Origin of the sequence: Aeoliella sp., from assembly GCF_965227375.1 — a bacterium.
Taxonomy (GTDB): Bacteria; Planctomycetota; Planctomycetia; order Pirellulales; family Lacipirellulaceae; genus Aeoliella.
In genome coordinates, this window is sequence record NZ_CBDDFX010000001.1 from 406643 (window position 1) to 432722 (window position 26080).

The following is a 26080-nucleotide window of genomic DNA, read 5'->3' on the forward strand; positions in this document are numbered from 1 at the left end:
GATATGACCGCAAGTTCCTCCAAGCGGGAGTCGTTCGACGTGCGAATTCTTCGGCAAGCCGCCCCCGGCGAGCCGAGTCGTTGGGAGACGTTTCGCATCCCGTACGAGCCGAACCTCAACGTGATCAGCGTTCTGCAGAAGATCGCCGCCATGGCACGCACGGCCGAAGGCCAGGCGACCACGCCGGTGGCCTGGGACTGCAACTGCCTGGAAGAAGTCTGTGGTGCGTGCACCATGGTGATCAACGGCCGCGTGCGGCAGTCGTGCTCGGCACTGGTCGACCGGTTGCTCGAGGAGCACGATGGCGAGATCGAACTGCAGCCAATGACCAAGTTCCCCGTGGTACGCGACCTGGTGGTCGACCGCGGGCGAATGTTCCGCGCCTTGGAGCGGGTGCAAGCTTGGGTGCCGGTCGACGACTACTACGACCGCGGCGCCGGCCCGAAGGAGTCGCAGGAATCGCAGGAAGAGCGCTATCCGCTCTCGGAGTGCATGACCTGCGGCTGCTGCGTGGAAGCATGCCCGCAATACGCCAAGGTGGAAGTCGACCAGCGACCCAACGAGTCGATCGAGGATCACGAGGCTCGCCAGGCGGAAGCCGAAGCGACCGAGTTTCTCGGCGCCGCGCCCATTAGTCAGGCGATGCTGTTCAACCGCCACGCCACTGGTGCGATGATCGCCGATGAGCGACTCGACGCACTCACCGGCCCCGGCGGCATTCAGGTTTGCGGTAACGCCCAGAACTGCGTGGCGGTCTGCCCGAAGGAAATCCCGCTCACAACTTCGATCGCGCGTGCAGGACGCCAGGCCACGGTGCACACCTTTAAGAAGATCTTCGATCGTTAGAGCGTACAATCGATGAACGACGAACCCACGACTCCCGAGCCCACTCCCACTACCGATGGCATGTCGAGCGGCATGCGGGCCCTACGTAACTTGATTGGCATCGGGCTCTTAGGCGTAATGGCAGGCAACCTGCTGGTCGCCGCCGCACCGGACTGGCTCTCCTCAGTCCGGGAGTCGCTCCCCGCTTGCTGCAGCGGCGAGACCTGCACCACCGGCTCCTGCTCCACCGGAGGTTGCTGCTCGGACATGACCCCCATCGGCCTGCCGACTTCGGTGCTCGAACAATCGGTTGAGGGGCGGGTCGAAGCGGAAGAGCAGGTCGAGGAGTAAAGCCACCAGTTCGAAGTGCGCCCATTCTTGGGTGCCACTGCTGGTTTATCGCCACTCGCCACGCGAAGTGGTTTGGAACTAGGCAACCGCTTTGCGACTCTCCGCCAAGTTGTCGATAGCCAGCAGTGTTCTCGGCACCTTCACCCCCGCCGCGTAACTAAGACCCCTAAGGGCACTGCTGGCTCGCTTCGATCGTACGGCGACGAAACAGATTCACTGGCGTTCGACAGGTTGTACCTGCACAAGTCGCGATAAACCAGCAGTGGCACCGAACACCGAGACTGTTCGCTTAAGCCGCCTTCTTCGCGCTGTTGGCCATCGCGCTGGGCTTGATAAACCCATCGTCGGTCACGTCGTCGAATCGCACCGACACCTGCTTCGAGATGCCCGACTCTTGCATGGTCACGCCGTACAGCGTGTTGGCGCCGGTCATGGTCTTCTTGGAGTGAGTGATCACAACGAACTGGGTGCTCGACAAGAAGTCGGAGAGCACGCCCGTGAAGCGGCCGATGTTCGCTTCGTCGAGCGCGGCGTCAACTTCGTCGAGCACGCAAAACGGGCTGGGCTTGCTGCGGAACATGGCCAAGAGTAGCGCCACGCAGGTCATTGTCTTCTCACCACCCGAGAGGAGCGAGATGGTTCGCGTGTCCTTGCCCGGCGGGCAGGCGCGGATTTCGACGCCGCAGTCCAGGGCGTCTTCGCTTTCGTACTCTTCGAGAATCAAATCGGCCTCGCCGCCTCCGAACAATCGTCGGAACAACTCCTGGAAGTGCCCTCGTACGGTGTCGACCGTCGAGAGGAACATCTGCCGGCTCTCGGTATTCAGCTTGGTCATCAACTTCTCGAGGCTCGTCTTGGCCTGCGACAAGTCGTTGTACTGGGCCGAGATGGCTTCGAAACGCGACTCGATCTCTTCGAGTTCCTCCAAGGCGTCGACATTCACCGCGCCGATGCGATGCAGGCTGTCGCGAATCTGGTTGATCTCTTGTTCCACCTGCTTGCGGTCGATCTCCGGCTGTTCCTGCGGCGCCGTGGCCGCCACCTCCGGCAGGTCGATCTCATAGTCTTCGCTCAAACGGTCGACGAGCGACTGTCGCTGATGTTCGAGTTTGGCGAGCGTCACTTCGAGCTGAGAGCGCCGCGACTGCGTCTCGTCCACGTGCCGACGCGCGGCGGACAGTCGTTGCTGCAGGGCGTCGCGCTGGGCTTGGGCTTCTTTGCGCTTCGCGAGGCACGCTTCGCGAAGCGGGGTTTGCTCCTCGAGCGTGGTTTTGAGGTCGGCCAGTTTGGCTTCCGCCTCGCCGCGCTGCTCGTGCAGTTTGGCAAGCCGCTCGCGGAGGGCTTCGCGCTGCTGCTCGAGCTGTTTGCGCAACTCAACCGCCGACGGCCCGCCCGACGACGGCACCGCGGCTTCTTCCAGCAAGTCGATCTGCTGTTGCAGCTTGGCGGTTTCGACTTCCAGGCGGGCTACTGTTTCTCGCTGGTGTGACTGTTCGGCGCTGACTTCGGTGTGCTGCTGGCGGAGTTCGCCGCAGCTGCTGGCCAGACTGGCGCGTTGCGACTCGAGCGTGGCGATGGCCGTGCGCGTCGCGTTGTCGTCTGCAGTGAGCTGTGCGATGGCCGCGGTGAGCTTTTCCGTTTGCGAACGAAGCTCACCGATCCGCTGCCCGGCGACGTTCTCGGCGGTGCAGGCCGAAGCCATTTGTTCTCGTAGTTGCGAGAGCTGTTCCCGCGCTTGTCGATCGCGGTCGAGCGCCGTGGCAACCTCGGTTCGGTACCGCTGACACGCTTGTTCCAGGTTATCTTGCTCGTCGGCCAGTTTCTTGGCGACCGGCTCGAGTGCGGCGACTTGCTGGCGGAGTTCGTCCAAGTTGTGCCGGCGTGTGAGCGACGCCCGGGCCTGATCGCGGCGGCCAGTAACCAGCGTGCCTTCGGCGCCCAGCACGTCGCCGTCGGCGGTGACGAAGTGCAGCCCGTGACCGGTGTGATGAGCCAGGCGATGAGCAGTGGCCAATGTGTCGACCACCCACGTGCGGCCGAGCAGCCGCCGCACGAGCGGTTGGTATACCGCTTCGCTGTCGACAAACTGATCGGCCCGGCCCCACACGCCGCGCTCGCCGGACAGGTCGACCTGGTCGATGGCCGCGATCGGAGTGCGGCAGTCAAGACGCATCAGACGGGCGTCGGAAGGTATCTGGTCGGCGTGCCCCAGCAGCTTTTCGGTCGACGGAACCACGACGTACTCGGCCAGTACGCCCAGCGCGGCCTCGATGATCGGTGCGGTGTCGACGTCGACATGCAAGATGTCGGCCACCACCACCGGCTTGGCGCCGAGCGACTGCGTGACGAACCGCTGCACCTCTTCGTTAGTGTGCTGCTGCTGGCGGTCGAGTTCGCCAATCAGCTCGATACGATGCAGCCCGGCCGTCAGGTCGGTCTGCGCCTGTTGGCACTCGCGGCGGACCTCGGCCAGACGTTCTTCGTTTTGACTCAGTTCCTTGCGGGCCGACTCGAGCCGCTCTTCGCACGCGGTGCAGTGTGTCTCGGCCTCGGCGAACTGCTGCTTGGTGTCGGACACCGAATGCTCGAGCGAATCGAGTTGCCGCTCCAGCGGTGCGAGTTGCTGCTGGGCGGAATCGAGCTCCGCCTGGCTCGCCGCGCGGCGATCACCGAGCGAAGTGAGCTTCTCGCGCATCAGGTCCAGGCGGTTATCGGTGGTCGCCAGTCGTCTGGCAAGCTCGTCTACCTGTGCCGCCAGCCGCTCGGCAAGCGTGGTGTGGTGTGAGAGCTTCTCGCTGGCGTCGGCCAGGTTGCGCGAGTGCGCGTCGTACTCGCTGCGGGCTGCTTCGAGTCGCGCGGCGACCGAGTCGTTGTCGTCCGACTTCTCGGGTTGCGGCGCGGAGGCCGCCTGCCATTGTTGTTCGAGGGCCGTGATGTTCGCGGCGAGGTCTTCCTCACGCCCGGTGAGGCCGTCGATCGTCGCTTGGCTGCTGACCACCTGCTCGCGGATGCCGGCGATCTGCTTTTCGACCTTCTCGCACTCCTCCTGCGCGGCCGACACGGCTTGCTCCAGCTCGGGCAGCTCCTGTTCGGCCGACTCCATCCACTCGCGGCGCTGGTTGTCTTCGTCGGCAAAGTTTGCCAACTCGCCCGCCACGTTGTCGATTCGTTGGGTCAAGCGAAACCAATCGGCGATGCCGATCTCGGTTCGCAGCTCCTTGAGCCGCTTGACGCCCTCGCGGTACCGCTGCGCCTTGCCCGCCTGCATGCGGACGCTTCGCAAGCGACTTTCGACTTCGTCGACGATGTCGGACAGGCGGAGCAGGTTCTGTTCGACGCGGGCCAGGCGGCGGGCGGCGTCCTGGCGTTTGGCGCGGAAGCGGCTGATGCCGGCCGCCTCTTCGAAGATCGCCCGACGGTCGCGTGGCGAGGCTTGCAAGAGGCCGTCGACCTTGCCTTGCTCGATAATGCTGTAGGCCTCGGTGCCGATGCCGGTGCCAGCGAGCAAATCGCGGATGTCGCGCAGTCGGCAGGCTGCGCCGTTGATCAGGTACTCGCCTTCGCCGCTGCGGTAGACTCGGCGGGTGATCGCCACTTCGCGGCCGTGCGACTCGCCGCCGTATTTGCCGTCGGAGTTGTCGAGCACCAGCGACACTTCCGCGGCGTTCAGCGCGCCGCGTGATCCGGAGCCGTTGAAGATGACGTCGGTCATCTCCGAACCGCGGAGCGACTTGGCGCTCTGCGTGCCGAGCACCCACTTGATGGCGTCGACCACGTTCGACTTGCCAGACCCGTTGGGGCCCACCACGACGGTCACCCCATCGTGGAACTCGAAGCGCGTCTTATCCGCGAAGCTCTTGAAGCCGGCAAGTTCGAGCGCTTTGAGCATCGTAGGGCGGACGGATCGAGGGTCGGGTGGCGAGCACTGCGAAAATCACTATCGGCTGGCGAACTCGCTGTCGGGGTGGAGGTGTCCTATCGCGACTTGCGTCCAAACAAATCGGGCAGCGGCGTCGCCAGGTCGAACGAGCTTTCCTCTTCTTCCGATTCGGTCGCCGAGGCACTTTCGCTGCGGTCGTACATGCGCCCCGATTGCGGCAACGCGTCGACACGCATTCGCGAGAGTAGCGCGCCTTGCTTGTTGGCTTCCTGCAAGGCTTGCACCACGTCGGGGTAGTTGCCTCCCAGTTCCACAATGGCGCGAATCAGTTCGTCGACTTCCGCCGCAACCGTGCGGCGATCGGCCTCGGTGCCGGTGTTGAAGCGGCTCACCACCAGCTCGTTGCCTTGCATTCCGTTAATCAGGATGCCGGTTCCCGCGTCGACCATCAGCGGCAACTTCAGCGGCGGTTGCTTGCCAAACAGCACGATCTCGGGCCGGTGGCTGTTGGTGAGGTGGATCATCGGTGGGCCTTCGACGCTCAGTTGGTGCAGCGTGAAGTTGCCGTTCATGTCTTCACCGGCGATCAGCGGATCGTGCGGGTTCATCGCCCACAGCGAGCGAAACGCGCCGTAGCGGGTCTCGGCACTGGCCACCGACAGCAGCCCGTGCAGGGCGTCGAACGCGGTCAGGTCGTCCATCGCGCTCAGCGCGGCCATGGCGTTCACACGGAAGGCTGGTTCGTCGCGAGCGACCTGCGCCAGCACTTCCACGGCCGACGTGTCGTCCAGGTAAGCGAGCGACTCGGCGGCGTAGAAGCGAACTTCCGTGTCGGGCGATTGGGTAGCGGCGAGCAGGATCTCCTGCGCCTGCTGGTCGCCAATCGCTTCGAGCTGCAGCGCGGCCGCTGCGGCGGTGAGGGGATTGTTGATTTGCTCGCGCAAAAGCTTGACACGCTCTTGCTGGGCGCGGGCTGTTTCGGCCACCGAGATGCTCTGCAGCACCCGCATGTACCGGCCCACGTTGTCCTTGTAACGCGGATGCAAGGCAACTTCGATCAGCTCGTCGTTCTTGGCGTTGGCCACGCCACGCTTGTGGCCGTCGATTCGCATGTGGAAACGATCGTTCACGCTCTTGGCAATCTCCGCCGAGAGGTGCACCGACTTGTAGCGATCGTCGATCACCAGGCCCATGGGACGCGACTTGGTGGCGACAGCTCCGCCGAGGATGCGGCCACGCGTGGTATAGGTTCCGTCTTCCTCGGTAGCACTCGGGTCGACCAGGATGGCGCCTTCGGCCACACCCAGTACGTGACCCTGACGAATCTGTCCGCCTAGCACGGCCAACTCGGTGAGCCTAGCGGACAGCAGCCAACCACCGCGAAGACTCGTGGCGTCGCTACGCGTTGGTACACGTACTTCGACGTCGAAGCGGTCGCCTTCCTGAATGCCAGGTCGCAGCAGGCCGCGAATCAGCACCAGGGCGGTGTCGGGCGAGGCGAGGAACTTCTCGGGATTGGGTACTTGCTGGCGATTCAGCTCTGCCATTATCGCGGCACGTTGCGGAGTAGGAGGTGGATCCTCGCCGTTGCCTGCCAGGCCAGTAACAATCGAGATCGATTCGACCTTCACGTAGTCCATCCCGTACGGGTGCGTGAACTTCGCAATCAAGTCGGGCGTGTCGTCGGCTAACTCCTCGAGCGTATGCTCGTCATTGCTTTTCTTCCGACCCGGCATACCGGGCAGCGAGATCAAGCTCATGCAGCCCACCGTGGTGCTCAACACCACGAGCGCCATGCACAACGAGAGGCTGCGCACAAAGGAAGATCGATACGATAAGCTGGCTCGTCGCGTCATGCTGGGAGCTCCATCGGGCGACTGTTTCGCCCGCACTGGCGTTGTGTGTTGGGGACCAGGTTGCCGCGCTTCCTGCGCGCAAACCCAGCCCCAGTTAAATTCTGGCGTGCGGAGAGTAGCTACACCCAACGAGGGGGTCAAGGCGATGTTTGCCCAGCAGTCACTGTCGCTGCTAGCACCGGCCGCAACTCTAAGGCGGATCGTACCCGCCGGGGTTCCAAGGATGGCAGCGGGCGATCCGTTTGATCCCGCGCCAGCTGCCACGAATTGCACCGTACTTCTTTACCGCCAGGATGTAATACTGGCTGCACGAGGGCTTAAAGCGACAGTGGTGGCCGATCAGCGGACTGATGCCCAACTGGTAACCGCGGACCAGCGTCACCAGGACGAACTCGGGCACGCGTGCTAGCAGTCGCAGTAGTTTCATGGCCATCAGCGCTTGCGGCGGGTGAGTTTTTCGAGCGACTCGCGCAGCGACTCGAGCGTCGGCGTGTGTTTGGGCCGCGGCAGGCAGACGATGTCCACCGCCGGCAGATCGTGCTGCGCCAGGCGAAACGCTTCGCGCAATAGCCGCTTCCAGCGATTCCGCACGGCCGCATTGCCAACCTTGCGCGACACCACCAGGCCCAACCGCGGATGCTTCAGGCCGTTGGGCAGAGAGTACACCACCAACCGCTGGTCCGCCCGACTCTTCCGCGCAGCAAACACCCGATCGAACTCAGCCGAGCTAAGCAGGCGGTGCGTCTTGGGGAAGGTGTGTGACAATGGGAGTGCTTTCGCCCATCTCGCGCGTTCACGCTTTGGTGTCTTGGTCGCCCGGGCGGTTGATAATGGTCTCGCCGCTACGGAACTCGCCGTCGCGGACTTTGGGCCGAGGGTACGTGTCGAGGGTGACATCCGAATTTGCGCCCGCCCGGGTACCGCGCAGCGGTCGGCGTTGCCGCGCCCAGCGGCCGCCCAAGAGGACAATCACCACGAGCAGCACGCCCAACAGCGACAGCCCCACGAGCGCTAGCACCACCGCGGCCCGCCGCTCGGGGTCGAGTCGCTCCAGGGCGGTTTGTTTGGCTTCGTCGGCCAGTAGGATTGGAATTTGAGCGAGCAGGTTCACCATCGTAGATCAGAGCGGGGGTTCCGCGTGTCGTGCTTCGCCAGCGAGACCAATTCGCTCTTCTGCTCGTCGGTCAGATTGTCTGGCAGCACAATCTGCACCTCGGCATACAGGTCGCCCGGATCGCCACTGGCTGGTTTTACCCCTTGGCCGCGTAGTCGCAGTTTCTTGCCGCTCGACGTGCCGGGCGGAATGGTTACCGCTACGGTGCCGTGCGGCGTCGGCACGTCGATCTTTGCACCTTCGATCGCTTCGGCGAGTGTGATCGGCACGACCATGTCGAGCCGCTTTCCGTCGCGCGCGAAGCAGGGATGCCCCGCCACGCGCACCGTGATCAGAATATCGCCGGGTGGACCGCCATAGTGGCTTTCTTCGCCCTGGCCCTTGAGTCGGATCTTCTTGCCGTCGTCGATGCCGGCGGGAATCTTCACCGAGATGGTTTCGTTCTTGCCGCTGCCACGGCGAAGCGACACGGAAGCCTCGCCACCTTTGACCGCCGTGTTGAACGGAACGGTGAGCTCATATTCCAGATCCGCGCCGCGTTGCTGCTCGCGAGGGGGAGCTTGCGTGCCGCCGCGCCCGCCGCCAAAGTGCTTGAACAGGTCGGCGAAGCCGCCGCCGCCCGCGCCACTGGCAGCGCCGCCCGCGCCGAACAGATCGTTCAGGTCGAACTCGACATTGCCACCTGCGCCACCGCCGGGCCAACCTTGCGGACGAGGTCCTCCTGCGCCGCCACCCATCGACTCGAACCCGGCGCCGTAGCGGTCGTACATCTTCCGCTTCTTTTCATCGCCCAGCACGTCGAACGCCGACTGCACTTCCTGAAAACTCTTTTTGGCCTGCTCGTCATCCGGATTCAGGTCGGGATGGTATTTGCGAGCCAGCTCGCGATACGCCTTGCTGATCTCCTCGTGCGACGCCTTACGATCGACGCCCAGGGTCTTATACGGATCAGTTGGCATAGTGGTGGACTGTGGCATGACGGAGAGGGGGGTGGGTTGGGGACTCCTAATTCTAACCGGTTTGCTGCGGTTTTGTAGAACGCCCGAGCCCAGTCGCGGCCGCGTGCTAGACTTGAGGCATGATGTACTATGCAGCAATTAGGCGGATGGTTCTGTTTGCGTCGATTCTGCTGGCTCCGGCCGCGGTTTGGGCCGCCGACGGCGAGCTGCGCCTACAGGCGGTCGATAGCAAGACGCATCAGCCGGTACCGGTGCGGGTGGAATTATCCAATTCCCGCGGCCGCCCGGTGCGACTGAAACGCGTGGGCGCGGCCGAGTTGGGCACTCACTTCTATCTGTCGGGCACCGCCACGCTCGGTCTGCGGCGGGGCGACTATTTGTTTACGATGGATGCCGGGCCGGAGTTCCGCACCCAAACCGGCAATTTTACCATCGACCGCTACGCCGACGACGAGAAGAGCGTCGAGATGCGGCGGTTTGCGAATCTGGCGGACGAGGGTTGGTATGCGGGCGACCTCGACTCGCAGCGACTAAGTCGCGACCTGCCGATCGTCGCCGCCACCGAAGGAGTCCACTACGCCCCCAGCACCGCCTGGACATTCGATGGCCAGAAGTGGGCGAAGCCGAACAAATTCATGCTGGAAGCAGTGGATGGCAACGATCCATTCGCCGCCGGCCGCACGCTGGGGCCCTACACTGCGCGAGTGGAACTGGCCGGCGGAACGCTGCTGCTAATCAGCGACCAGCCGCTCGAAGCCGCGCCGCTGGAACTGAAGCCAGGCGTCACGTCGCTCGAAGTCATTCAGCAAGCCCGCGCTGCTGGATTGCATGTCGTAGCCGCGTCGCCCACCGCTTGGGAGTATCCCCTGTGGGTGGCCAGTGGCGAACTCGACGGGGTGTGTCTGCTTACGCGGCAAAGCGAGCTGAAACGCGTCGTCGGCAAAGATCCGAATGGCCGCCCGTGGGATAAGAGTCTCTATCCCGGCAAGACGGGTCTCGTGCGGTGGAGCGAGGACATCTACTTCCACACGGTGAACTGTGGCATCGAGCTGTCGCCGCTCGCGGGAAGCGGCTCTGGTGCGAACGAAAGCCCGCTGGGCACCAACTGCACCTACGCCTATCTGACGAACGCTTTCACTCCCACTGCGTGGTGGGATGCAGTCGATCGCGGTGCGGTCGTCGTGACCAATGGCCCGCTGCTTCGGCCGAGTGTGAGCGGCGAGCCGCCGGGCACCAAGTTCCGGCTCGACAATGGCGAAACCTTGGACTTCCAGATCGCGCTGAACATGGCCAGCCGCCAGACGGTCGAGTACCTGGAGATTCTCAAGAACGGCGAGGTCGACGTCGAGGTCCGCCTGTCGGATTGGGCGTCGAAAGGGGGCAAGCTGCCGCCGGTTTCGTTCGACACCAGCGGCTGGTTTGCAGTGCGAGCCAAGACCAACAATGCCGACATCCGCCAGTTCGCCCTCACCGCTCCGTACTACGTCGAGTCGCCCGCCGGCCCGCGGATCAGCCGGGCGTCGGTGGAGTTCTTCCTGGCGTGGCTCGACCAGCTAGAGCCGCGCATCGGCCAGTCGTTATCCTGTACCGCCGAGCAACTGGCCACCGCCCGCGAGTTTTATCGCGACTTGCTCGGCAAGGCCAGCGCCCAGTAGCTTCTATCTCGCCCCATCGGAACGCCTCGTTGTGGTTGAGAACCCTAGTTCCAGCAGCTAAAATCAAGCCTTCTGGCGGCCATGGGAATGGTCGCGGGCATGGTGTGGTTCGATTGGGGTGAGGGTGCGACAGGCATGGCAAGCGATGAATCCAAACGGGATGACGCCGAACGGGACGACGCGAACACGTTCACGCTGCGTTCGATCGTCACCGGGCCCATCGCCGAAATGAGCCTGCTGCGGCAGTCGCTGTTGTTCGCCGAACTGTCGTACATCTCCTACATGTCGCGCGGCGAGGCGGGCGTGTTCGCCAACGAGATGGGTCTCGACGACGTGCGATACTACGATCGCGACGGCGCCCAAGCCTACGTGTTCGGCAGCGAACACGATGCGATCGTGGTGTGCCGCGGGACCGAGCCTCACGAGTGGAACGACATCCAGGCCGACCTCGACGCGGTTTCGGCCGTGGCCGAGACCGTGGGCCATGTACATCGCGGGTTCAAACGCGAAGTGGACGACCTCTGGCCCCGGTTGGAACAGGCTCTGTTGAGCAACGAACGGCCGCTATGGTTCGCCGGGCACTCGCTGGGCGGGGCGATGGCCGCCATTTGTGCGGGACGCTGCAAGCTGTCGCATATTCCCTCGAATCCTTCGGGCTTGTTTACTTATGGCGCGCCGCGAGTGGGCGACCATCGCTACGTGAACTACGTCCGCATGGACTACTACCGCTGGGTGAACAACAACGACATCGTGCCGCGCGTGCCGCCTCGTTGGATGGGTTATCGCCACGCAGGCAAAGAAATCTACCTCGACAATCGCGGTCAGGTTCGCAACCTGCACGGTTGGTGGCGTTTTCGCGACCGCGTGCGAGGCTTTGTGAAAGGCCTCACGCGTTTTCGCATCGACCACTTCTCCGACCACAACCTGGTCGGTTACATCGAAGGCATCTGGCGAGCCATCGAGCAGGAGGAGCCTGTGCACGATCGCGAGAACCTGGCCGAACTCCGCCAGCAACGCCGCGCCAGTTCGGTCCCGTACCCGCACTTCGTGGATCACAAGCAGGCCAAGGACCACACGGCCAAGGCGCCAAAGCAGGGATAGGTGACAGATGGCAAATGGCGAACGCGCGCTCGTGTCGTTCGCCATTTGCCACCTGCCACACGTCACACACAGCTAGAAACCAAGACTCATGAAAGCAACTCAACTTTATGTCTGATTCGACTGCCAAGAACTATCCCCGCGTCGCCAAACTCCGAACCGCCGAAGACTTTCAAGCTCATCTTACCTCTCTGGGCGTCGAGATGCCGTTCGATGCCGAGTTGGAGTCGGGCGCTGATTCGCCACTCGGTGCGTCGCTCGAAGTAGCGGGGCGCACGATCGGCAACCGGTTCTGTATCTTGCCGATGGAAGGCTGGGACGGCGAACTCGACGGCTCGCCTTCCGATCTCACGCGGCGGCGATGGCGCAACTTTGGCCTCAGCGGTGCAAAGCTCATCTGGGGCGGCGAAGCGGTGGCCGTGCAGCACGAAGGTCGCGCCAATCCCAACCAGGTGTGGATGAACGACGACAGCGCTCAGGGCATCGCCGACCTGCGTACGCTGCTGGTCGACACCCACGCCGAGCAGTGCGGTTCGACCGACGACCTGTTGGTCGGGCTGCAACTCACGCACTCGGGACGCTTCGCCCGACCGAACGACAAGAAGCGGCTCGAGCCCCAGGTGCTGTACCGCCACCCGGTGCTCGACAAGAAGTTCGGCATGGAGAACACGCTACACGTGATGACCGACGAGGAGATCGAGACGCTCATCGAGCGGTTCGTCGAAGTCGGCGTGATCGCCGCGGACATGGGCTACGACTTCGTCGACCTGAAGCATTGCCACGGCTACCTGGGACACGAGTTCCTCAGCGCGTTCGACCGCCCCGGCCCGTTTGGAGGCAGTTTCGAGAATCGCACGCGATTCCTGCGCGAACTGGTCACGCGACTCCGCGCCAAGCGGCCCGAGCTGATCATGTCGGTCCGCGTCAGCGCGGTCGACTGGCCCCCGTTTAAGCCGGGCGACGACGGCGCCGGCGTGCCGCAGTTCGAAGGCGATGGAAAGTACCATCACGCGTTCGGTGGCGACGGCACCGGGCTCGACGTCAATCTGGCCGAGCCGATTGCGTTTCTCAAACTGCTCGAAGAACTGGACGTGCCGCTGGTGTGCATCTCGGTCGGCAGCCCTTACTACAATCCCCACTACCAGCGTCCCGCGCTGTTCCCGCCGTCGGACGGTTACTCGCCGCCCGAGGATCCGCTGGTCGGCGTCGCGCGGCAGATTGCGATCACCGCCAAGCTCAAGGCCGCGAGCCCCAAATCGGTGGTGGTTGGCTCGGGCTACACCTACCTGCAGCAGTGGCTGCCCAACGTCGGCCAGGCGGCCGTGCGCGAAGGCAAGACCGACTTCGTGGGCCTGGGCCGCATGGTGCTCAGCTACCCCGACATGCCTGCCGACGTCCTGGCCGGCAAGCCCCTGGCGAACAAGAAAATCTGCCGCACCTTCAGCGACTGCACCACCGCGCCGAGAAACGGCCTGGTCTCTGGCTGCTACCCACTCGATCCCCACTACAAAGCGATGCCGGAGTACAAGCAGTTGGTGGAGATTAAGGGGGAAATCAAGAAGGGGTAGCTTCGTAGCGTTTATTTATCTTACGCAAAGGCGCAAAGAGGTTAAGAACACTAATCTGCACTAATCATCACTAAATCTGATTCGCGTGAATTAGTGTTCTGAATCCAAACTTGGCGTCTTTGCGCCTTTGCGTGAGAAATCAGCTGCGGCGGAACGTGGTAAACTTCGCCATGGATTCCAACTCACCAATCAGTGACCGCGACTTTTGGAGCATCGCCGCCCGCAAAGGAATTCCGCGTTTTCGGTGGTTCCGCAGATCGATTCGTGCGGAGGTGTTGGATCGTCAGTTTAACGGCAGCCACTTGGAGGACGATTGGCAGGCCTTGAAATCGCGGATGCTGCCGGGCGACCAGATTTGGCCATTCGAATTCCATGTTCGGCGGTACCTCGGCATGCGCAAAGGCTACTTGGTATTGCGCGAAGGCAAACCGCTCGGCGGGATTGTGACTATAGTCAGCTGAGTTCGCGCCTTCGCGTCTTTGCGTGAGGAACAAGCGACGGCAGAATGGTCTACCAAACTCCGGTTCCGGCGAGGCGTAGCTCACCGGCTATTGGGCTCGCAAGTTTGGGCTTTCGTCATTGGGTATTTCGTCATTCTACCCCGGTGGCCACGTCATACTCCGTCCGCCCAGAATGTGAAAGTGCAGGTGGTCGACCGATTGGCCGCCGTCGCGGCCGCAGTTGACGACGACGCGGTAGCCGTCGCCGAGGCCAAGCTCCTTGGCCAGATTGCGAATCACCATCCACATGTGACCTACCAGCGCCTCGTCGTCGTCGGCCAAGTCGTCGATCGAAGCGATCTCCTTTTTGGGGATCACCAACACGTGTGTGGGCGCTTGCGGGGCGACGTCGTGGAACGCCAGGCATTGGTCGTCCTCGTACACAATATTGGCGGGGATCTCTTTGTCGATGATCTTCTTGAAGATGGTGGACATGGCAGTAGGCCGAAGCGTTAGGGACTGGGGGCAGTGAACTGGTCGACGTCGATCGCCGCGCCGGGCACCAGGGCGGGGATGCCGCCGAGCACCGGGTACACGAGGCCCGAGGTCTCGCACAACAGCGCGGCCTCCGGCACGTCGGTCACCAGGTCGCCGTCGCGATCGACCACCTCGGAGGCTTCGACCGCCTGCTGCAGCCGCGCGAGCCGATCGTCGGCGAGCCATTCCAACTCCCCACCCGACACGGGGCAGCGAAGCAGCGGAAGGGGCAGGTCGTGTGTCATGCTAGCGGCGTTGGGGATTGCGGTGACAGCGTACCGAATAGGCTGATCGATTGGCCAAAAAATCGCAAGCCGCCTGCATGGTCGGTAACCTCAAAGGAGCCAACGATTTGCCAGATTCTCGGCCGTTTTGGTGGCATTCCGACCCAGGTGCGGCTAATGAGCGACTACCCACAGGACCGATACTCAGATTGATGCGTATCGCTCGCGCTCCGGCCGACGGAACAGCCACGCGCGGGCCAAGAGGTGCTTCTCCCTACAACTCGATATCCACGGAGGGAAATCGGGCCATGAGCTTTCGGAACAGAACAGTCGCTCTCACTTCGCTTTGTCTTGCCACGCTGGCTGCCACGGCTAGCGGCGAGACCTCCCAAAGGACCTACGTCGACGATGCCGGCGTTACCTGGCAGGAGACGAAGACGGTCACCCAGCAGATGGTGCCGACCACCGAGTACCAGACCCGCCAGGAGCAGGTCTACACGCCACAAACTTCCACGACCTATCAGGCGTACCAGCAGAACTACCTGACGCCGGTCACCGAGTACCGTTGGGTGTCGCGGCGACGGGGGATTTTGAATCCCTTCATACAGCCGTACTGGACCCATCAGCTCGAGCCGCACACGCGTTGGGAGAATCGTCCCACCACGGTGCAGGTGCCGGTCACCAGCACGCAGTGGGTTGCTGGCACGCGGACGGTTTCCTCGCCGGTCGTGACCTACAAAGCGGTTCCCCAGGAGACCACGCACAAAGTGGCACTCAACACGCCTGCGAGCACCACACTCGGCACGCAGCCCGCCACGGCCATCGCCAGCCGACCGACAACGATCGGCGGCACCCAGATGACTGGCGATCCGCCCCGTAGTCCGACCCGTTGGGTTTCGCCTACCACGCCGGGTCGCTACCGCTAGCGCAGTCAGACTAGCTAAGCCAGTCAATTCGGTGTTACTTCATCGGGGTGGCTGGGGACGAGTGCAACGAGCGCCCAGTGCTAAAGGTCCTGGGGGCTCGCAGAGCTCGTCCCCAGCCACCCCAGTTTTCGTTCTAAACTACTCGCTGGCAGTGCGTCGGCGTCGGCGACGATTCTTCGGCGTGGCCGAGGCGCTCCACTCTTTGGTGAGCGTCTCGAACACCTCGGGCGACTCGTAACGCACGATGCCTTTGGCTTCGGGCATGGGGCCAATCAGCCCGCGGAATACCGGCATGCCGCGCAGCGCCAGGTCGGTGCTGCAGTCGTCGATGCCGATCTGCGTATGCATCTTCAGCACCGATTCGGTGTGCGTGTAGTCTTTCGAGCGGATTTCACCATTGCTGCCGCGGGTGACGATGCGGATCGTAGGTTCCATGCGGGGGTGGCTCTTACGGGAGGGGGACGGGAGGGAGAGGTCGGATAAACCATCTATCGGCCATGAGTTGCTAGCAAGCTAAGCGACAGCGAACCTGCCTGCCGTGAGGCGAGTCATTCGGTAATCCGGTAGATTCATCGTGCCGCGCACGGCCGGCACATCCGGCGCGGTCGAAGTGGTTTGCTGCGGGAATTGCCGGTTTTACAGCCCACCGGCCGCGCTTGCCTCGACCTCGAGAGGCCGGTAAACTTGCTGATCTAGAGGGCTTCGCCAGTCCGCAAGCGGTATCCGGCGAGTCCCGCCCTGGAGGGTATGCGAATGGCTAGCAGACTGATTCGAAATCAGTTGCCCCGCAAGGGGTTGAGGGTTCGAGTCCCTTGCCCTCCGCTTTTGCACCGCATCGCACCGACTCGCACCGCGCTGCGTTAACTCTTGTCCGCTCTGGACTTGCGACGTTGGGTCTCGCTGCCCTCGCGCACCTACCTTGCCGTCAGTATCTTGCATGCCGTTGCACTCGGATGCATCCGTAAGCACCCTGCGCGCTGCGCCAGGCGCTGCGAAAGCATCTGTCCCTCTTCGCAAGCTAGCGGTCCATCTGTTCGGCAACCAAGTGCCCTGCGTGGATTGCCAATATACAAGTTCACGAAGTTGGTCGCTGCCCGCGCAGCCTGACTGATCGGGAGCCAAAGTTAGCCCAACAGACAGCCAACTGATGTACGAGAAGTGTCTCTATTGTTCACCGCTGTGAGAGCATAAAGAGCGAGGCACGCCATTTGCATCGGCGGACTAGATCGTTGATTCGCGGAATAGAAAGAATCACTCAACAGCAGTTAAGGATGCAGACATACCAGAATGTATCAACCGTTAGCGACAACAAATGGGCTGGTGGAATCCGATGGGATACTGGGAGCGATTGGCGGTACGCCACTGGTGCGCCTCAGTCGACTATACGAAGGCTGTCCATTTCGCCTCCACGCCAAGCTCGAGGCGCTCAATCCGGGTGGGAGCGCAAAAGACCGACCCGCTAAGCGAATGGTGGAGGATGCGTTGCAGCAGGGTGTGCTGCGTCCAGGTGGCGTCGTTATCGAATCGTCGTCCGGAAACTTGGGTGTCGGGCTTGCGCAAGTCTGTCGTTACCACAACCTGCGATTCATCTGCGTCGTGGATGAGAAAGCACAGCCGATGAATTTGGCAATCATCCGCGCTTTCGGAGGGGAAGTGCAGATCGTCAACAAACCACCAGACGGAGACTATTTGGCGGCTCGGATCCGACGGGTTTGCCAACTGTTGGAACAGACAGAAAATTCATACTGGCCCAATCAGTACGCTAACGCGTTGAACAGAGCGGCACACGCGGAAACTACCGCACGTGAAATCGATGACGCGCTTGCCGGTGAAGTCGACTGGCTTTTCGTCGCGACTAGCAGTACGGGCACATTGTCCGGCTGCCAGCATTATTTCTCTGAGCGTCATCGACGCACTCAAATCGTTGCGGTGGACGCGGTTGGAAGCGTACTTTTCGGTGGGGTACAAGGCGAACGGCTCTTTCCTGGGATGGGAGCAAGCCGGGAACCGCCACTTTCACGTAGTGTAAGCCCGTGCCGCGTAGTAAGGGTGTCCGAGGTTGACTGCGTGCGTGGATGCCGGCGCCTAGCAAAACATGAAGCGGTGCTTGCTGGAGCGTCAGGTGGGGGAGTGGTTGAAGCCGTAGCAAAGCTGGCGACGAATCTATACGGTGAGGTGGTCGTCGTTCTTCACGATTCAGGAATGCGGTATCTTGACACTGTTTATGACGACCACTGGGTGGAAGCAACTCTGGGCAGCCACGCTCTCGAGGAGTCAGAAGCTGCTGCATGGTCCTGTGGGACCCGGGAGGCAGTTGCCTGATGGTACTAATGACACATACAGAGCCGACGGAAGTAGTTGGGCAAGCGTCGACGGTTCACTGCTCCGATCGTGACTCCAAAACAACGCTCCCTATTGCAATCATTGGTTTGGGCCCGCGTGGACTGCACTGCCTCGAATTGCTGATCGGTTGGCTTCGATCTGGCGAGGCACCGCCCCTTAGCATTCATATCTACGATCCTGCTGAGTACCCCGGCGCAGGGGCGGTCTATGACCCTCGCGACCCAGAATACTTGCTTATGAACTACGCTGCGGGGCGGGTTGATGAAGCGTTGGGTAGTCCGCGATGGGGTGAGCGAGGAATGGAGAGTTTCCGCAAGTGGGTTGCAACCAATGTTGGCGTCCAACTCGGGGCAGGCGACTATCCTGCGAGACACTTAGTTGGCAAGTACTTGTACAGTCGTTTTCTCACTGCCAAAAAACAGATCGATGACCTGGCAGCCTGCCACTGCCGTCGAGAGCCGGTTCAGAGAATTGTTCGTGCCGGAAATGGCTGGCTCGTCTCATCGAAGAGTGGAGAACAGTGGGTAGAAGTGTGCGTTGTGACCGTAGGGCACGGTTCCCGTTGGCGCTGCGAAGGATCGCAGGGGCAGTCAAAGGTGTTCCCAATCCAACGAAATCTCTCAACTCGACGCGTACCACCGAACAGCCGCGTGGGTGTCCGCGGGCAATCGTTGACATTCATCGACGCCTGCCTGGCGCTGACGGTTGGGCGAGGTGGGACGTATGAACTTACGGAGGATTACCACTACCGATATCAACCCGGGGGAAACGAGCCGCGCGTGATTGTTCCCTACTCACGCACCGGCAGATTGATGCTTCCGAAACCGAAGTTCGACTCCGAAGAGGTTATACCAACTACGGCTTCAATTCTCGAATGCGCCGTTGAGAACTTAAATAAGCTCCGGGACCTTACAAGCGAATCATTTCTCAGTCTTGTCTGCGAAACCTCCGATGCTCTATTGCGGTCGTATGCTGTGTCTAGTGGCCGAGAACGGATCGCTGATGGTACGACTCGACGATGGTACTCACGATGGTCCGCTCCCGTCACTCCAGCCCAGTGGCGATTGCGTCTTTCCGAGGCCTACCAAACAGCAGTCGGACGACGTCGACTCGACGCAGGATGGGCATTGGGCGAGGTTTGGCGAAGGCTTTATCCTGCGATTGTCGCGAAGATGAGCCATCATCATTGGACTCCTACGTTTCCTGATTTCAAAGTGATATCGGCGGAACTGGAACGAATCGCGTTCGGCCCGCCGGCGGAAAACATGGGCAAGCTGCTGGCGTTAGTCGACGCCGGGGTGCTATGCACTGAATTCTGGGGAAAAGCTAGCAAGGTTCGACGAAATAAGGGTTTAGCCATCGAAACTCAAGGGCGCTCGCAACCTGTAGATTGCTTAATCGACGCCGTGTTACCCAGTGGCAGCCAGACAGCCAGAAGTGAACTGTGCGATGAGATGCTCGCGGCGATCAATCCCCTTTATAGTAGGACTGAAGATAGCCTCGTTACAACTGAAGCGGGCCAGTTACTTAGCGGTGACCACCAACCGCTAGAAGGCCTGTATGTCCTCGGGCGAGCGACGGAAGGATTGATCATTGGCCACGACACCTTAAACCGGCAACTCCACCAGGAGCCGGATAACTGGATAGCAGAACTTAAGGCACGATACGCCTGGGATAGACTACCTTGAATAGCAACTTGCCCCACAATCACCTTGCCTGCGCGGATGATACCATTTCTCGTCTAAGGTCCGGGTGTTGCGGAGAAACCCCATTAACGGCGCGGCTCGCCCCTTGGATGGTCGAGGCGGCGGCCGATCCTCGCCTGTTTCAATGGGTAGAACGCTACGGGTCGCCGTTAAACCTGGTCTCACCGGTGCCGTTTCGAGAATCGGGGCAACGTCTGACCTCCACCGCAAATGGCTTAGGATTGCCGCTCGAAGTCTACTTTGCTCGCAAGGCGAATAAGTGCTTGTGCTTTGTTGAAGCGTGCCAAGAGTTAGATCTGGGAGTAGATACGGCGAGTGAAGTGGAACTTCGTCAGACACTTTCTAGTGGCATTAACCCTGGAAAAATGGTGTGTACAGCGGCGATTAAGCAACCAGATCTTCTTGGGGATTGCGTAAGGCATGGCGTTACCATCGTTGTCGATAATGACGACGAGGCGGAACTACTGACCGAGGTTGCACAAGCGGCTCGCACCACCGCTGCGATAGCGATACGCGTCGGAGGATTCTCACTTCGGAACGTGCCGTGGCCTTCGCGTTTTGGCTTCCCACTGAAGCAGGTCGAGAATAGGGTTTCACGCTTGCTCCATCGTGCAAACGGTGCACTACGTGTGGAAGGGTTGCATTTTCACCTGGAAGGCTATGGTGCCTATGATCGGGTCGATGCGCTAGCTCAGGTACTGCGCCTCGTCGACAGCTTGCGCGGCATCGAATGCCCGATCGAGCACGTCGATATTGGTGGTGGATTTCCAATGTCTTATTTGGAGTTCGAAGCGCAGTGGAGAGTTTTCTGGGAAACGCACCGCGCAGCGCTTGCCGGAGGTAATGAGCCACATACCTTCCGAGGGCACGGACTAGGGTTGGTGAGCGGCGAGGGACGGCTGCACGGGACACCAGCCTGCTACCCCTTCCATCAAACCCAGCGGCTCGACAACTGGCTCGCATCAATACTGAATGCGGACGCCGGCAACGGCCACACCATTGCTAGCGCCATCGCTCAGCGCGGCCTGACGCTCCGCTGCGAGCCGGGGCGAGCCTTGCTCGATGGTTGTGGCTGCACCATTGCTCAGGTGGTACACCGGAAGAAGGTGGGCGAGGAGTGGCTCATAGGACTCGCGATGAACGGCACTCAATGTCGAACAGGGAGTGAAGATTTTCTGGTCGATCCGCTGCTCATTCCGAAACCAGGCGAACGCCCCGGTGCAGATGAGGTGAACCGAGGTTACCTGCTGGGCGCTTACTGTACGGAAACCGACGCAATTCTCAAGCGACGACTTCGCTTTCCTCTCGGTGTTGCGCCGGGGGACTTGCTAATCTTCCCAAACACGGCCGGTTACTTCATGCACTTTTATGAGTGCCGTTCGCATCAGTTCCCCCTCGCACGGAACCTGGTATGGCAAGGGCCAGCCGCAGAACCCAAGTTGGATGCTATCGAAAGCGCAGGGTCCAACGAGATACGGTAGCGACCGTAATCATCTCCAGCGTCGACACCGGTTGGGAGACCGCTTCTCAGTAGCCTCACGGACTATGGCCTAAGCGTTTAAGAGCCGTCGCAATGTCTGATAGAATTCACTTGTGTCGATCGGTTTTGTGAGCACTTCGTCACAGCCCGACTTCCGGCATCGATCATGGTCGCTCGCGGTTGTCGCGGCGGTCAATGCCACCACTGGGCCGAAATAGCGGTGCTTCCTCAGCTCCAGGGCCGCCTCGTAGCCATCCATCCTTGGCATGAGCATATCCATGAGCACGAGAGCAGGAGTTTCTCCGTCGCTCACTGCACGCACAGCGTCCAATCCGTTCTCAACTAGAATGACCTCCGCAGAAGTCGGTTCGAGCAGCTTGCGAATTAAGAATTGGTTGGCACGGGTGTCTTCGGCGACCAGCAGCCTTCGTCCAGTCAGGTCTGGTGGCCCGTCATTCGAGACAACTTCGTTTGGCGCGAAGCCCGGGGGTGGACCGCCGGTAGCTGTTGCTGCAGGAAAGCTCAGTTCCAGTCGAAAGACGGTTCCTTCGGTAGAAGTCGACTCGAGGAGCAGGTCGCCTCCCATCAATTGGGCTAGCCGTTTGCTGATTGCGAGGCCCAGACCAATTCCTTCGCGTCTGGAGCCGCCTCCTTTCCCCCCTTGCACGAACGGTGTGAAGAGCGTGTCGCGGACGTCCTCAGGCACACCAGGCCCAGTATCGGCGACGCGGATCTCCAACTGGTTGGCAGTGTCGGAAGGTCTTGCCACGATGCTGACTACTCCCTGCGATGTAAACTTAATGGCGTTGCCGAGCAGATTGATGACAATCTGCCTCAGCCGCACCGGGTCGCTCCAAACAAGATCAGGAAGTGATTCATCGATATTGGATTCCAGTCGAAGTCCCTTCTCCGCTGCCCTCATGGACATCAGTTCGCAAGTAGACTTCAGCAGCGCGACCGGATCGAAGGACGCCGGCTCCACGTCAATACTGCCGGCTTCTACCTTGGCCATGTCGATTAAGTCGTTGAGCAACTCAGCGAGATGGTTGCCACTATCGGCCATCATCGAGAGCATGTGCGAGGCGTCTTTGTTGGTTGGATCGTCCTTCAGGATATCGGCGAAGCCGACGATGGCAGTCAGAGGTGTCCGCAGTTCGTGGCTTATGAGAGCTAAGAACTGCGTCTTAGCGCGGTCGGCACGCTCCGCTGCGGACCTCGCTTCCTCCGCCGCACGCCTAGCTGTCTCTTCCCTCTGGCGTGCTGAACTCGCTGCCTTCTCACTCGCGTCGAGCCTGCGGACTAACTTATGGCGTTCGATCGCATTGGCTGTGAGCCGCGAAAGCAGTGCGGGCGACACTTGGCTCTTGGAAAGAAACTCCTGTACTCCGCTCCTCATCGCGCCCTGAATTGGAAGCCCTCCCTCTAAGCTGCCTGTCAGTACAAGGATCGGCAGTTTAGGGACACGGTCGTTCCCCAAGAATCTCTGAATGAACTCAGGCGCCTCCATGTCCGGCAGTCGGTAGTCGAGCACGATTAAGTCAAAGGCGTAATCTCCATGAAGCAGCGATAAGCCTTCCTGCGCGGAGGCAGCCTCGGTGATATCGTGCCGGGTCTCTCGGTCTGAACGAAGCGCCTGCACAATCATCTCTCGATCTTCAGGACTGTCGTCAATAAGCAGAACACGACGCACGATCTCTAATCTCCTTGACAAACTGTAAGCGGTTACCAATTCAAGGCGTTAGGTTCAGACGATCCGATCAATCAAACTCAGTACGCGCCGGACAAACGTTTCGGTATCGAAGGGCTTCTCGCTGTAAGCAACCGCGCCAGCTTTACGGGCTGCTTCCCGGTCCGCGTTGGCGAAGGAGGTCGAGAACACGGCGACGGGAAGGTCAGCGTACCTTCCGTCTGATTTGATCCGGCGGACAAATTCTATGCCGGAACCGTCCGGCAGGTTCACATCGACGATTAGCCCCCGCAATCCCGTTGTAGTCAGCAACACGTCAGCCTCGGCAATACTTGACGCCCTGACCAATTGCACTCCCTCCCGTTGCGTAGCTACCGCCTGCGCAGACATCTCGAAGTCGAGATCGGAATCCTCTACGAAGCCCACTACGACTACCGAGTCCATTACATTTCCTTACCAAGCGAGAACCACACGGTCGAGCCGATGGAGGGTGTGGACTCCATCCATACTTCGCCTTCGTGTCGCTGCACAATCTTCTTCACGATAGCCAACCCGGCTCCCGATCCTGCTCCGAAATTGTCTGCATTAGGCAACCGGCGGAAGATATCGAACACCCTATCTACCTGTCCGGGATCGATGCCTACGCCATTGTCTCTCACATAGATGTAAGGCGAATGTCCTTGGCCAGCCGGACCTGTCTTGTGGCAAGTCTCCACTCCAATCACAACCTTCTTTGATTGCTTGTCGTTGTACTTGATGCCGTTGGCGATAAGATTAGAGAGCAACTCAGTAATACAATCAAAGTCACCAACAATTGACTCCTGTTCGGACACTGAGATTTCTAGGCTGCCGCTCTGAGCAAATTCGGGGTTCAGTTCCACCGCCCGCTCAACGGCCTCGCTGAGTTTGAACTCTGCTATTGACAAGTCTCCTCGACCCGCACGTGACAACCTTAGAAGTCCCTGTACAAGCTGATCGAGCTTGGCCGTTAGACGGCGCAGTGCATCGCATCGCCGAACAAGTTCTTCGTCCTGCGTGTCTCCAAGATGCTGAAGCAGCATGTGCACAGTTTGGTTGAGTCCTCTCAGCGGCTCGCGCAGGTCGTGTGAAGCCGCATACGCAAACGAATCCAGGTCCTCATTCAAACGTGACAGCTCACGATTCATCCGTTCGAGTTCCGAGGCTCGGCGTCCTAGAAGTTCAGCTAGGCCTGAGCGGAGATCTTCCGCCATAGCAAGATCGACTTGAGTCCAGTCTCTACTATGGCCACGAACCGTTTCTCGCCACGCCTCGAAGGACAAACGAGGCGATAACCTGATCCCGACCTCGGTCTCAACGGCTTTTGCATGAGGATCTCCCGCCCATTTCACCTCGTGTTCAAATTCCTTGCGCAGGAATACAAGAGAGCTGAGTTTGTCCGAGTCGATGGGAACTACTAACGCGCCGCAGTGAAGGGATGAATCCATCTTCGTCTCGGATCCAACCTCCGCAATGCTAGTCGTCGCCTTGATGCCGTCGGATTGAGTGTGCTGCAGTTCTTCCACAATGCTCTGGAGAACTTTGGGCGACGGAGTGGAGCCGTGTATGTCGACACCCCCGTTCCAACAAGCGGCCACACCGTCCGCGTCGACAAGGCCACACATTGTGGCTAGCTCGTCGCGAATGCCTTGCTCAAACTCCCGGGCTGCAGCAATACTCTGCAGAGATTTGGATAGGCTTGAACGTCGCGACGCGAGCTGCCAGTTGTGATCTGCTAACTCCATTGCCGTCAGGTAAGTCCCAGCCATGACACCCATAATCTCACAGGCTGCGAGCCGCTCGATTGACATGGGCAATGCTGAGTAATGGTGGCATGCGATCAGCCCCCACAGTTCGCCTTCTTGTAGAATGGAGATCGACATCGACGCCCGCACGCCCATGTTGCGCAGATACTCAACGTGTACGGGTGAGACGGATCGGTAACGACTAAAACTGAGGTCAAGGGAGCCCTTGGTTAGTGGGTTGATTTCGGGCACCAGTGGACAGGGCGTCGACTCAATGTCCGCTATCGACCTCACTGTATTAAGGCAGTAAAGGCGGCGAGCCTGCTGCGGTATGTCGGTGGCGGGATAGTGTAGTCCGAGAAAGGACTCGCGCTGTGCTTCGACTGACTCTCCAACTACTTCACCGTGACCATCTGGCTGGAAACGGTACACCATTGCACGATCAAACCCGCTGAACGAACGGACTTCTGTGGCGATGAGGCCATAGAGCGAGCTTAGGTCCTTCTCCGCTTGCAGACGTTGATTGGTAGAGTTCAAGACCAGCGGCAGATTGCCCAACGTGTCGCTGCTCTCAGATGCACCATCAAACTCAACGATCACAATTGGTCCGACCCGATGTAGCGACGCGGATACTAACTTAGTTGTGCTTGTAAGTTGCAACCTTGAAGTGTGAACCAGCGACTCGGGCCCCTCCACTACCTCCTGAACACCCATCAAGGAGTTGTCGCCAAAGAAGCGATCGAACGGGGCTCCCGTCGTGGGCCGAATCCCGGTGTGCAGTTCCGCATTTTGTGACCATTGGCATAACTCAAGGTTCGCGCTGTCAAAAGCGAGTAAGCAACCATGGTCCTGAATCGTTCCAGGAATATGAATCGGTTCCTTGTCGCAATCGATCAAGGGGTCGGTTGTGTCGATGTCGTCAGGCATGAGCACAGTCCTCCAGCAACTCTCGATGGAGGTCAAAAGTCTCGTTCGCTGAAGTAATCGCTTCGTCGATGAGTTGCTCCTGTGAGAGAACGGCATCGATCGTCGACACGGTACGCTTCCATATCTTCCGTGTGTTATGACCGTATCCACAAAAGTACTTCGCTCCAGATGTGGCTGTCAGTTCCAGGTCGACATTGAGTCGTTGTGCAATGACCATGGCGCCTAGAGATGATCCTTCCATCACATACAATACTCCGACCGCAGCAGCCCTCGAGTTGACATGCTCCAGTGTGGCTCCAGTGGTCGAGAAACAACTGTCGTGTGAAGCGGGGCCAGAATTAAAATGTCTCAAGTCCTCCCGGATCCACGCGGCATTGCGCCTTTCGTGTAACCAAGCGACAGACCCTCCCAGCCACCGATCGAGAGATTGGTCGGCGGCCTCGTTGAGGAACAACAATCGTTGAAGGAGGTTCGCGTATGCCTCCTTCGAAGATAGGACCATATCCCAGTCAGCCCGGGCTTCCAGCTCTGTGTGGGCGCGCGCGGTCGCATGTTTGAGGATGGCGTGTGGCGCGGTATTTTGACCTTCACCTTCAGTGGAATAGCTGACTGACTTACTCACAAATTCGTTTCTTGTTAGTTGGGGGTGGACACTTCTTCTGGCTAGGTCACCCGGCGGGACTATTTGGCCTCGCTCACCGCAGTGACAGTGAATTTTCTCCGAATGCCTCGCCCGCGTCA

At 60.4% G+C, this 26080-nt stretch carries 24 protein-coding genes, 1 tRNA gene and 1 pseudogene; 13 read left to right on the forward strand and 13 right to left on the reverse strand.

Annotated elements, in window-relative coordinates; all coding sequences use genetic code 11:
* Window positions 1-3: 3 nt before the first annotated feature.
* A complete protein-coding gene (sdhB, locus tag ACQK2L_RS01710; RefSeq protein ID WP_425395204.1) occupies window positions 4-846 on the forward strand; it encodes a succinate dehydrogenase iron-sulfur subunit in 843 nt (280 codons plus the stop codon).
* Between the two features lie 12 nt (window positions 847-858).
* The gene (locus ACQK2L_RS01715) at window positions 859-1176 is read left to right on the forward strand and encodes a hypothetical protein (protein WP_425395205.1); all 318 of its coding nucleotides are present in this window, start codon (window positions 859-861) and stop codon (window positions 1174-1176) included.
* A gap of 289 nt (window positions 1177-1465) precedes the next feature.
* Here ACQK2L_RS01715 and smc read toward each other — a convergent pair whose 3' ends face one another.
* From smc to ACQK2L_RS01745, 6 genes are all read right to left on the reverse strand, one after another.
* Window positions 1466-5065, reverse strand: coding sequence for a chromosome segregation protein SMC (gene smc / locus ACQK2L_RS01720; RefSeq protein WP_425395206.1), 3600 nt, complete (start codon window positions 5063-5065; stop codon window positions 1466-1468).
* An 86-nt stretch (window positions 5066-5151) separates the two neighbouring features.
* Entirely contained in the window at window positions 5152-6912 is a 1761-nt protein-coding gene (locus ACQK2L_RS01725) for a flagellar basal body P-ring protein FlgI (protein ID WP_425395207.1), read from the reverse strand.
* A 190-nt stretch (window positions 6913-7102) separates the two neighbouring features.
* Window positions 7103-7339, reverse strand: a complete 237-nt coding sequence (yidD, locus tag ACQK2L_RS01730; RefSeq protein WP_425395208.1) for a membrane protein insertion efficiency factor YidD — start codon at window positions 7337-7339, stop codon at window positions 7103-7105.
* A gap of 5 nt (window positions 7340-7344) precedes the next feature.
* Window positions 7345-7677: a ribonuclease P protein component gene (rnpA, locus tag ACQK2L_RS01735; protein ID WP_425395209.1), complete on the reverse strand. Its 333-nt coding sequence runs from the start codon at window positions 7675-7677 to the stop codon at window positions 7345-7347.
* Window positions 7678-7705: 28 nt separating this feature from the next.
* Window positions 7706-8026 (reverse strand): hypothetical protein, encoded by a 321-nt coding sequence (locus tag ACQK2L_RS01740; RefSeq protein WP_425395210.1) that lies wholly within the window; start codon window positions 8024-8026, stop codon window positions 7706-7708.
* Window positions 8020-9003, reverse strand: a complete 984-nt coding sequence (locus tag ACQK2L_RS01745) for a DnaJ C-terminal domain-containing protein (RefSeq protein ID WP_425395211.1) — start codon at window positions 9001-9003, stop codon at window positions 8020-8022. The genes ACQK2L_RS01740 and ACQK2L_RS01745 overlap by 7 nt, the downstream gene beginning before the upstream one ends.
* Window positions 9004-9131: 128 nt before the next feature.
* Between ACQK2L_RS01745 and ACQK2L_RS01750 the strand changes: the two genes are divergently transcribed.
* The 4 genes from ACQK2L_RS01750 to ACQK2L_RS01765 all read left to right on the forward strand — a co-directional run bounded on the left by ACQK2L_RS01750 (window position 9132) and on the right by ACQK2L_RS01765 (window position 13767).
* A complete protein-coding gene (locus ACQK2L_RS01750) occupies window positions 9132-10640 on the forward strand; it encodes a hypothetical protein (RefSeq protein WP_425395212.1) in 1509 nt (502 codons plus the stop codon).
* Window positions 10641-10721: 81 nt separating this feature from the next.
* On the forward strand, window positions 10722-11741 hold the full coding sequence (locus ACQK2L_RS01755) for a lipase family protein (RefSeq protein WP_425395213.1): 1020 nt from the start codon (window positions 10722-10724) through the stop codon (window positions 11739-11741).
* 107 nt (window positions 11742-11848) lie between these two features.
* Entirely contained in the window at window positions 11849-13306 is a 1458-nt protein-coding gene (locus ACQK2L_RS01760) for an NADH:flavin oxidoreductase (RefSeq protein ID WP_425395214.1), read from the forward strand.
* Between the two features lie 170 nt (window positions 13307-13476).
* Entirely contained in the window at window positions 13477-13767 is a 291-nt protein-coding gene (locus tag ACQK2L_RS01765; protein WP_425395215.1) for a hypothetical protein, read from the forward strand.
* A gap of 135 nt (window positions 13768-13902) precedes the next feature.
* Here the strand turns inward: ACQK2L_RS01765 and ACQK2L_RS01770 are convergent, their stop codons facing one another.
* On the reverse strand, window positions 13903-14241 hold the full coding sequence (locus tag ACQK2L_RS01770) for a histidine triad nucleotide-binding protein (RefSeq protein ID WP_425395216.1): 339 nt from the start codon (window positions 14239-14241) through the stop codon (window positions 13903-13905).
* A gap of 17 nt (window positions 14242-14258) precedes the next feature.
* On the reverse strand, window positions 14259-14528 hold the full coding sequence (locus ACQK2L_RS01775) for a Trm112 family protein (protein WP_425395217.1): 270 nt from the start codon (window positions 14526-14528) through the stop codon (window positions 14259-14261).
* A gap of 287 nt (window positions 14529-14815) precedes the next feature.
* On the opposite strand from ACQK2L_RS01775, the gene ACQK2L_RS01780 reads away from it, so the two are divergent.
* Window positions 14816-15433 carry a hypothetical protein gene (locus tag ACQK2L_RS01780; RefSeq protein ID WP_425395218.1) on the forward strand — a complete coding sequence of 206 codons (618 nt, stop codon included), beginning with the start codon at window positions 14816-14818 and terminating at the stop codon, window positions 15431-15433.
* 138 nt (window positions 15434-15571) lie between these two features.
* On the opposite strand, the gene ACQK2L_RS01785 is transcribed toward ACQK2L_RS01780, so the two are convergent.
* On the reverse strand, window positions 15572-15868 hold the full coding sequence (locus ACQK2L_RS01785; RefSeq protein ID WP_425395219.1) for a hypothetical protein: 297 nt from the start codon (window positions 15866-15868) through the stop codon (window positions 15572-15574).
* Window positions 15869-16173: 305 nt separating this feature from the next.
* Here ACQK2L_RS01785 and ACQK2L_RS01790 point away from each other — a divergent pair.
* The 6 genes and pseudogenes from ACQK2L_RS01790 to ACQK2L_RS01815 all read left to right on the forward strand — a co-directional run bounded on the left by ACQK2L_RS01790 (window position 16174) and on the right by ACQK2L_RS01815 (window position 20963).
* Window positions 16174-16255 (forward strand) — tRNA-Ser (locus ACQK2L_RS01790).
* Window positions 16256-16720: 465 nt separating this feature from the next.
* Window positions 16721-17755 (forward strand): 2,3-diaminopropionate biosynthesis protein SbnA, encoded by a 1035-nt coding sequence (gene sbnA, locus ACQK2L_RS01795; protein ID WP_425395220.1) that lies wholly within the window; start codon window positions 16721-16723, stop codon window positions 17753-17755.
* Between the two features lie 8 nt (window positions 17756-17763).
* A pseudogene (locus tag ACQK2L_RS01800) lies at window positions 17764-18318 on the forward strand (FAD/NAD(P)-binding protein); the annotation flags it as partial.
* A gap of 409 nt (window positions 18319-18727) precedes the next feature.
* Window positions 18728-18952, forward strand: coding sequence for a hypothetical protein (locus tag ACQK2L_RS01805; RefSeq protein WP_425397437.1), 225 nt, complete (start codon window positions 18728-18730; stop codon window positions 18950-18952).
* Window positions 18949-19464: a hypothetical protein gene (locus tag ACQK2L_RS01810; RefSeq protein WP_425397438.1), complete on the forward strand. Its 516-nt coding sequence runs from the start codon at window positions 18949-18951 to the stop codon at window positions 19462-19464. The genes ACQK2L_RS01805 and ACQK2L_RS01810 overlap by 4 nt, the downstream gene beginning before the upstream one ends.
* A 107-nt stretch (window positions 19465-19571) precedes the next feature.
* Window positions 19572-20963 carry an alanine racemase gene (locus ACQK2L_RS01815; protein ID WP_425397406.1) on the forward strand — a complete coding sequence of 464 codons (1392 nt, stop codon included), beginning with the start codon at window positions 19572-19574 and terminating at the stop codon, window positions 20961-20963.
* Between the two features lie 69 nt (window positions 20964-21032).
* Here ACQK2L_RS01815 and ACQK2L_RS01820 read toward each other — a convergent pair whose 3' ends face one another.
* From ACQK2L_RS01820 to ACQK2L_RS01835, 4 genes are read right to left on the reverse strand one after another with little or no spacing between them, the layout of a single operon-like run.
* Window positions 21033-22652, reverse strand: a complete 1620-nt coding sequence (locus ACQK2L_RS01820) for a response regulator (protein ID WP_425395221.1) — start codon at window positions 22650-22652, stop codon at window positions 21033-21035.
* Between the two features lie 54 nt (window positions 22653-22706).
* On the reverse strand, window positions 22707-23093 hold the full coding sequence (locus ACQK2L_RS01825) for a response regulator (RefSeq protein ID WP_425395222.1): 387 nt from the start codon (window positions 23091-23093) through the stop codon (window positions 22707-22709).
* A complete protein-coding gene (locus tag ACQK2L_RS01830; protein ID WP_425395223.1) occupies window positions 23093-25339 on the reverse strand; it encodes an ATP-binding protein in 2247 nt (748 codons plus the stop codon). Before ACQK2L_RS01830 ends, ACQK2L_RS01825 begins: the two co-directional genes overlap by 1 nt.
* On the reverse strand, window positions 25332-25961 hold the full coding sequence (locus ACQK2L_RS01835; protein WP_425395224.1) for a biliverdin-producing heme oxygenase: 630 nt from the start codon (window positions 25959-25961) through the stop codon (window positions 25332-25334). Before ACQK2L_RS01835 ends, ACQK2L_RS01830 begins: the two co-directional genes overlap by 8 nt.
* Between the last annotated feature and the right edge of the window lie 119 nt (window positions 25962-26080).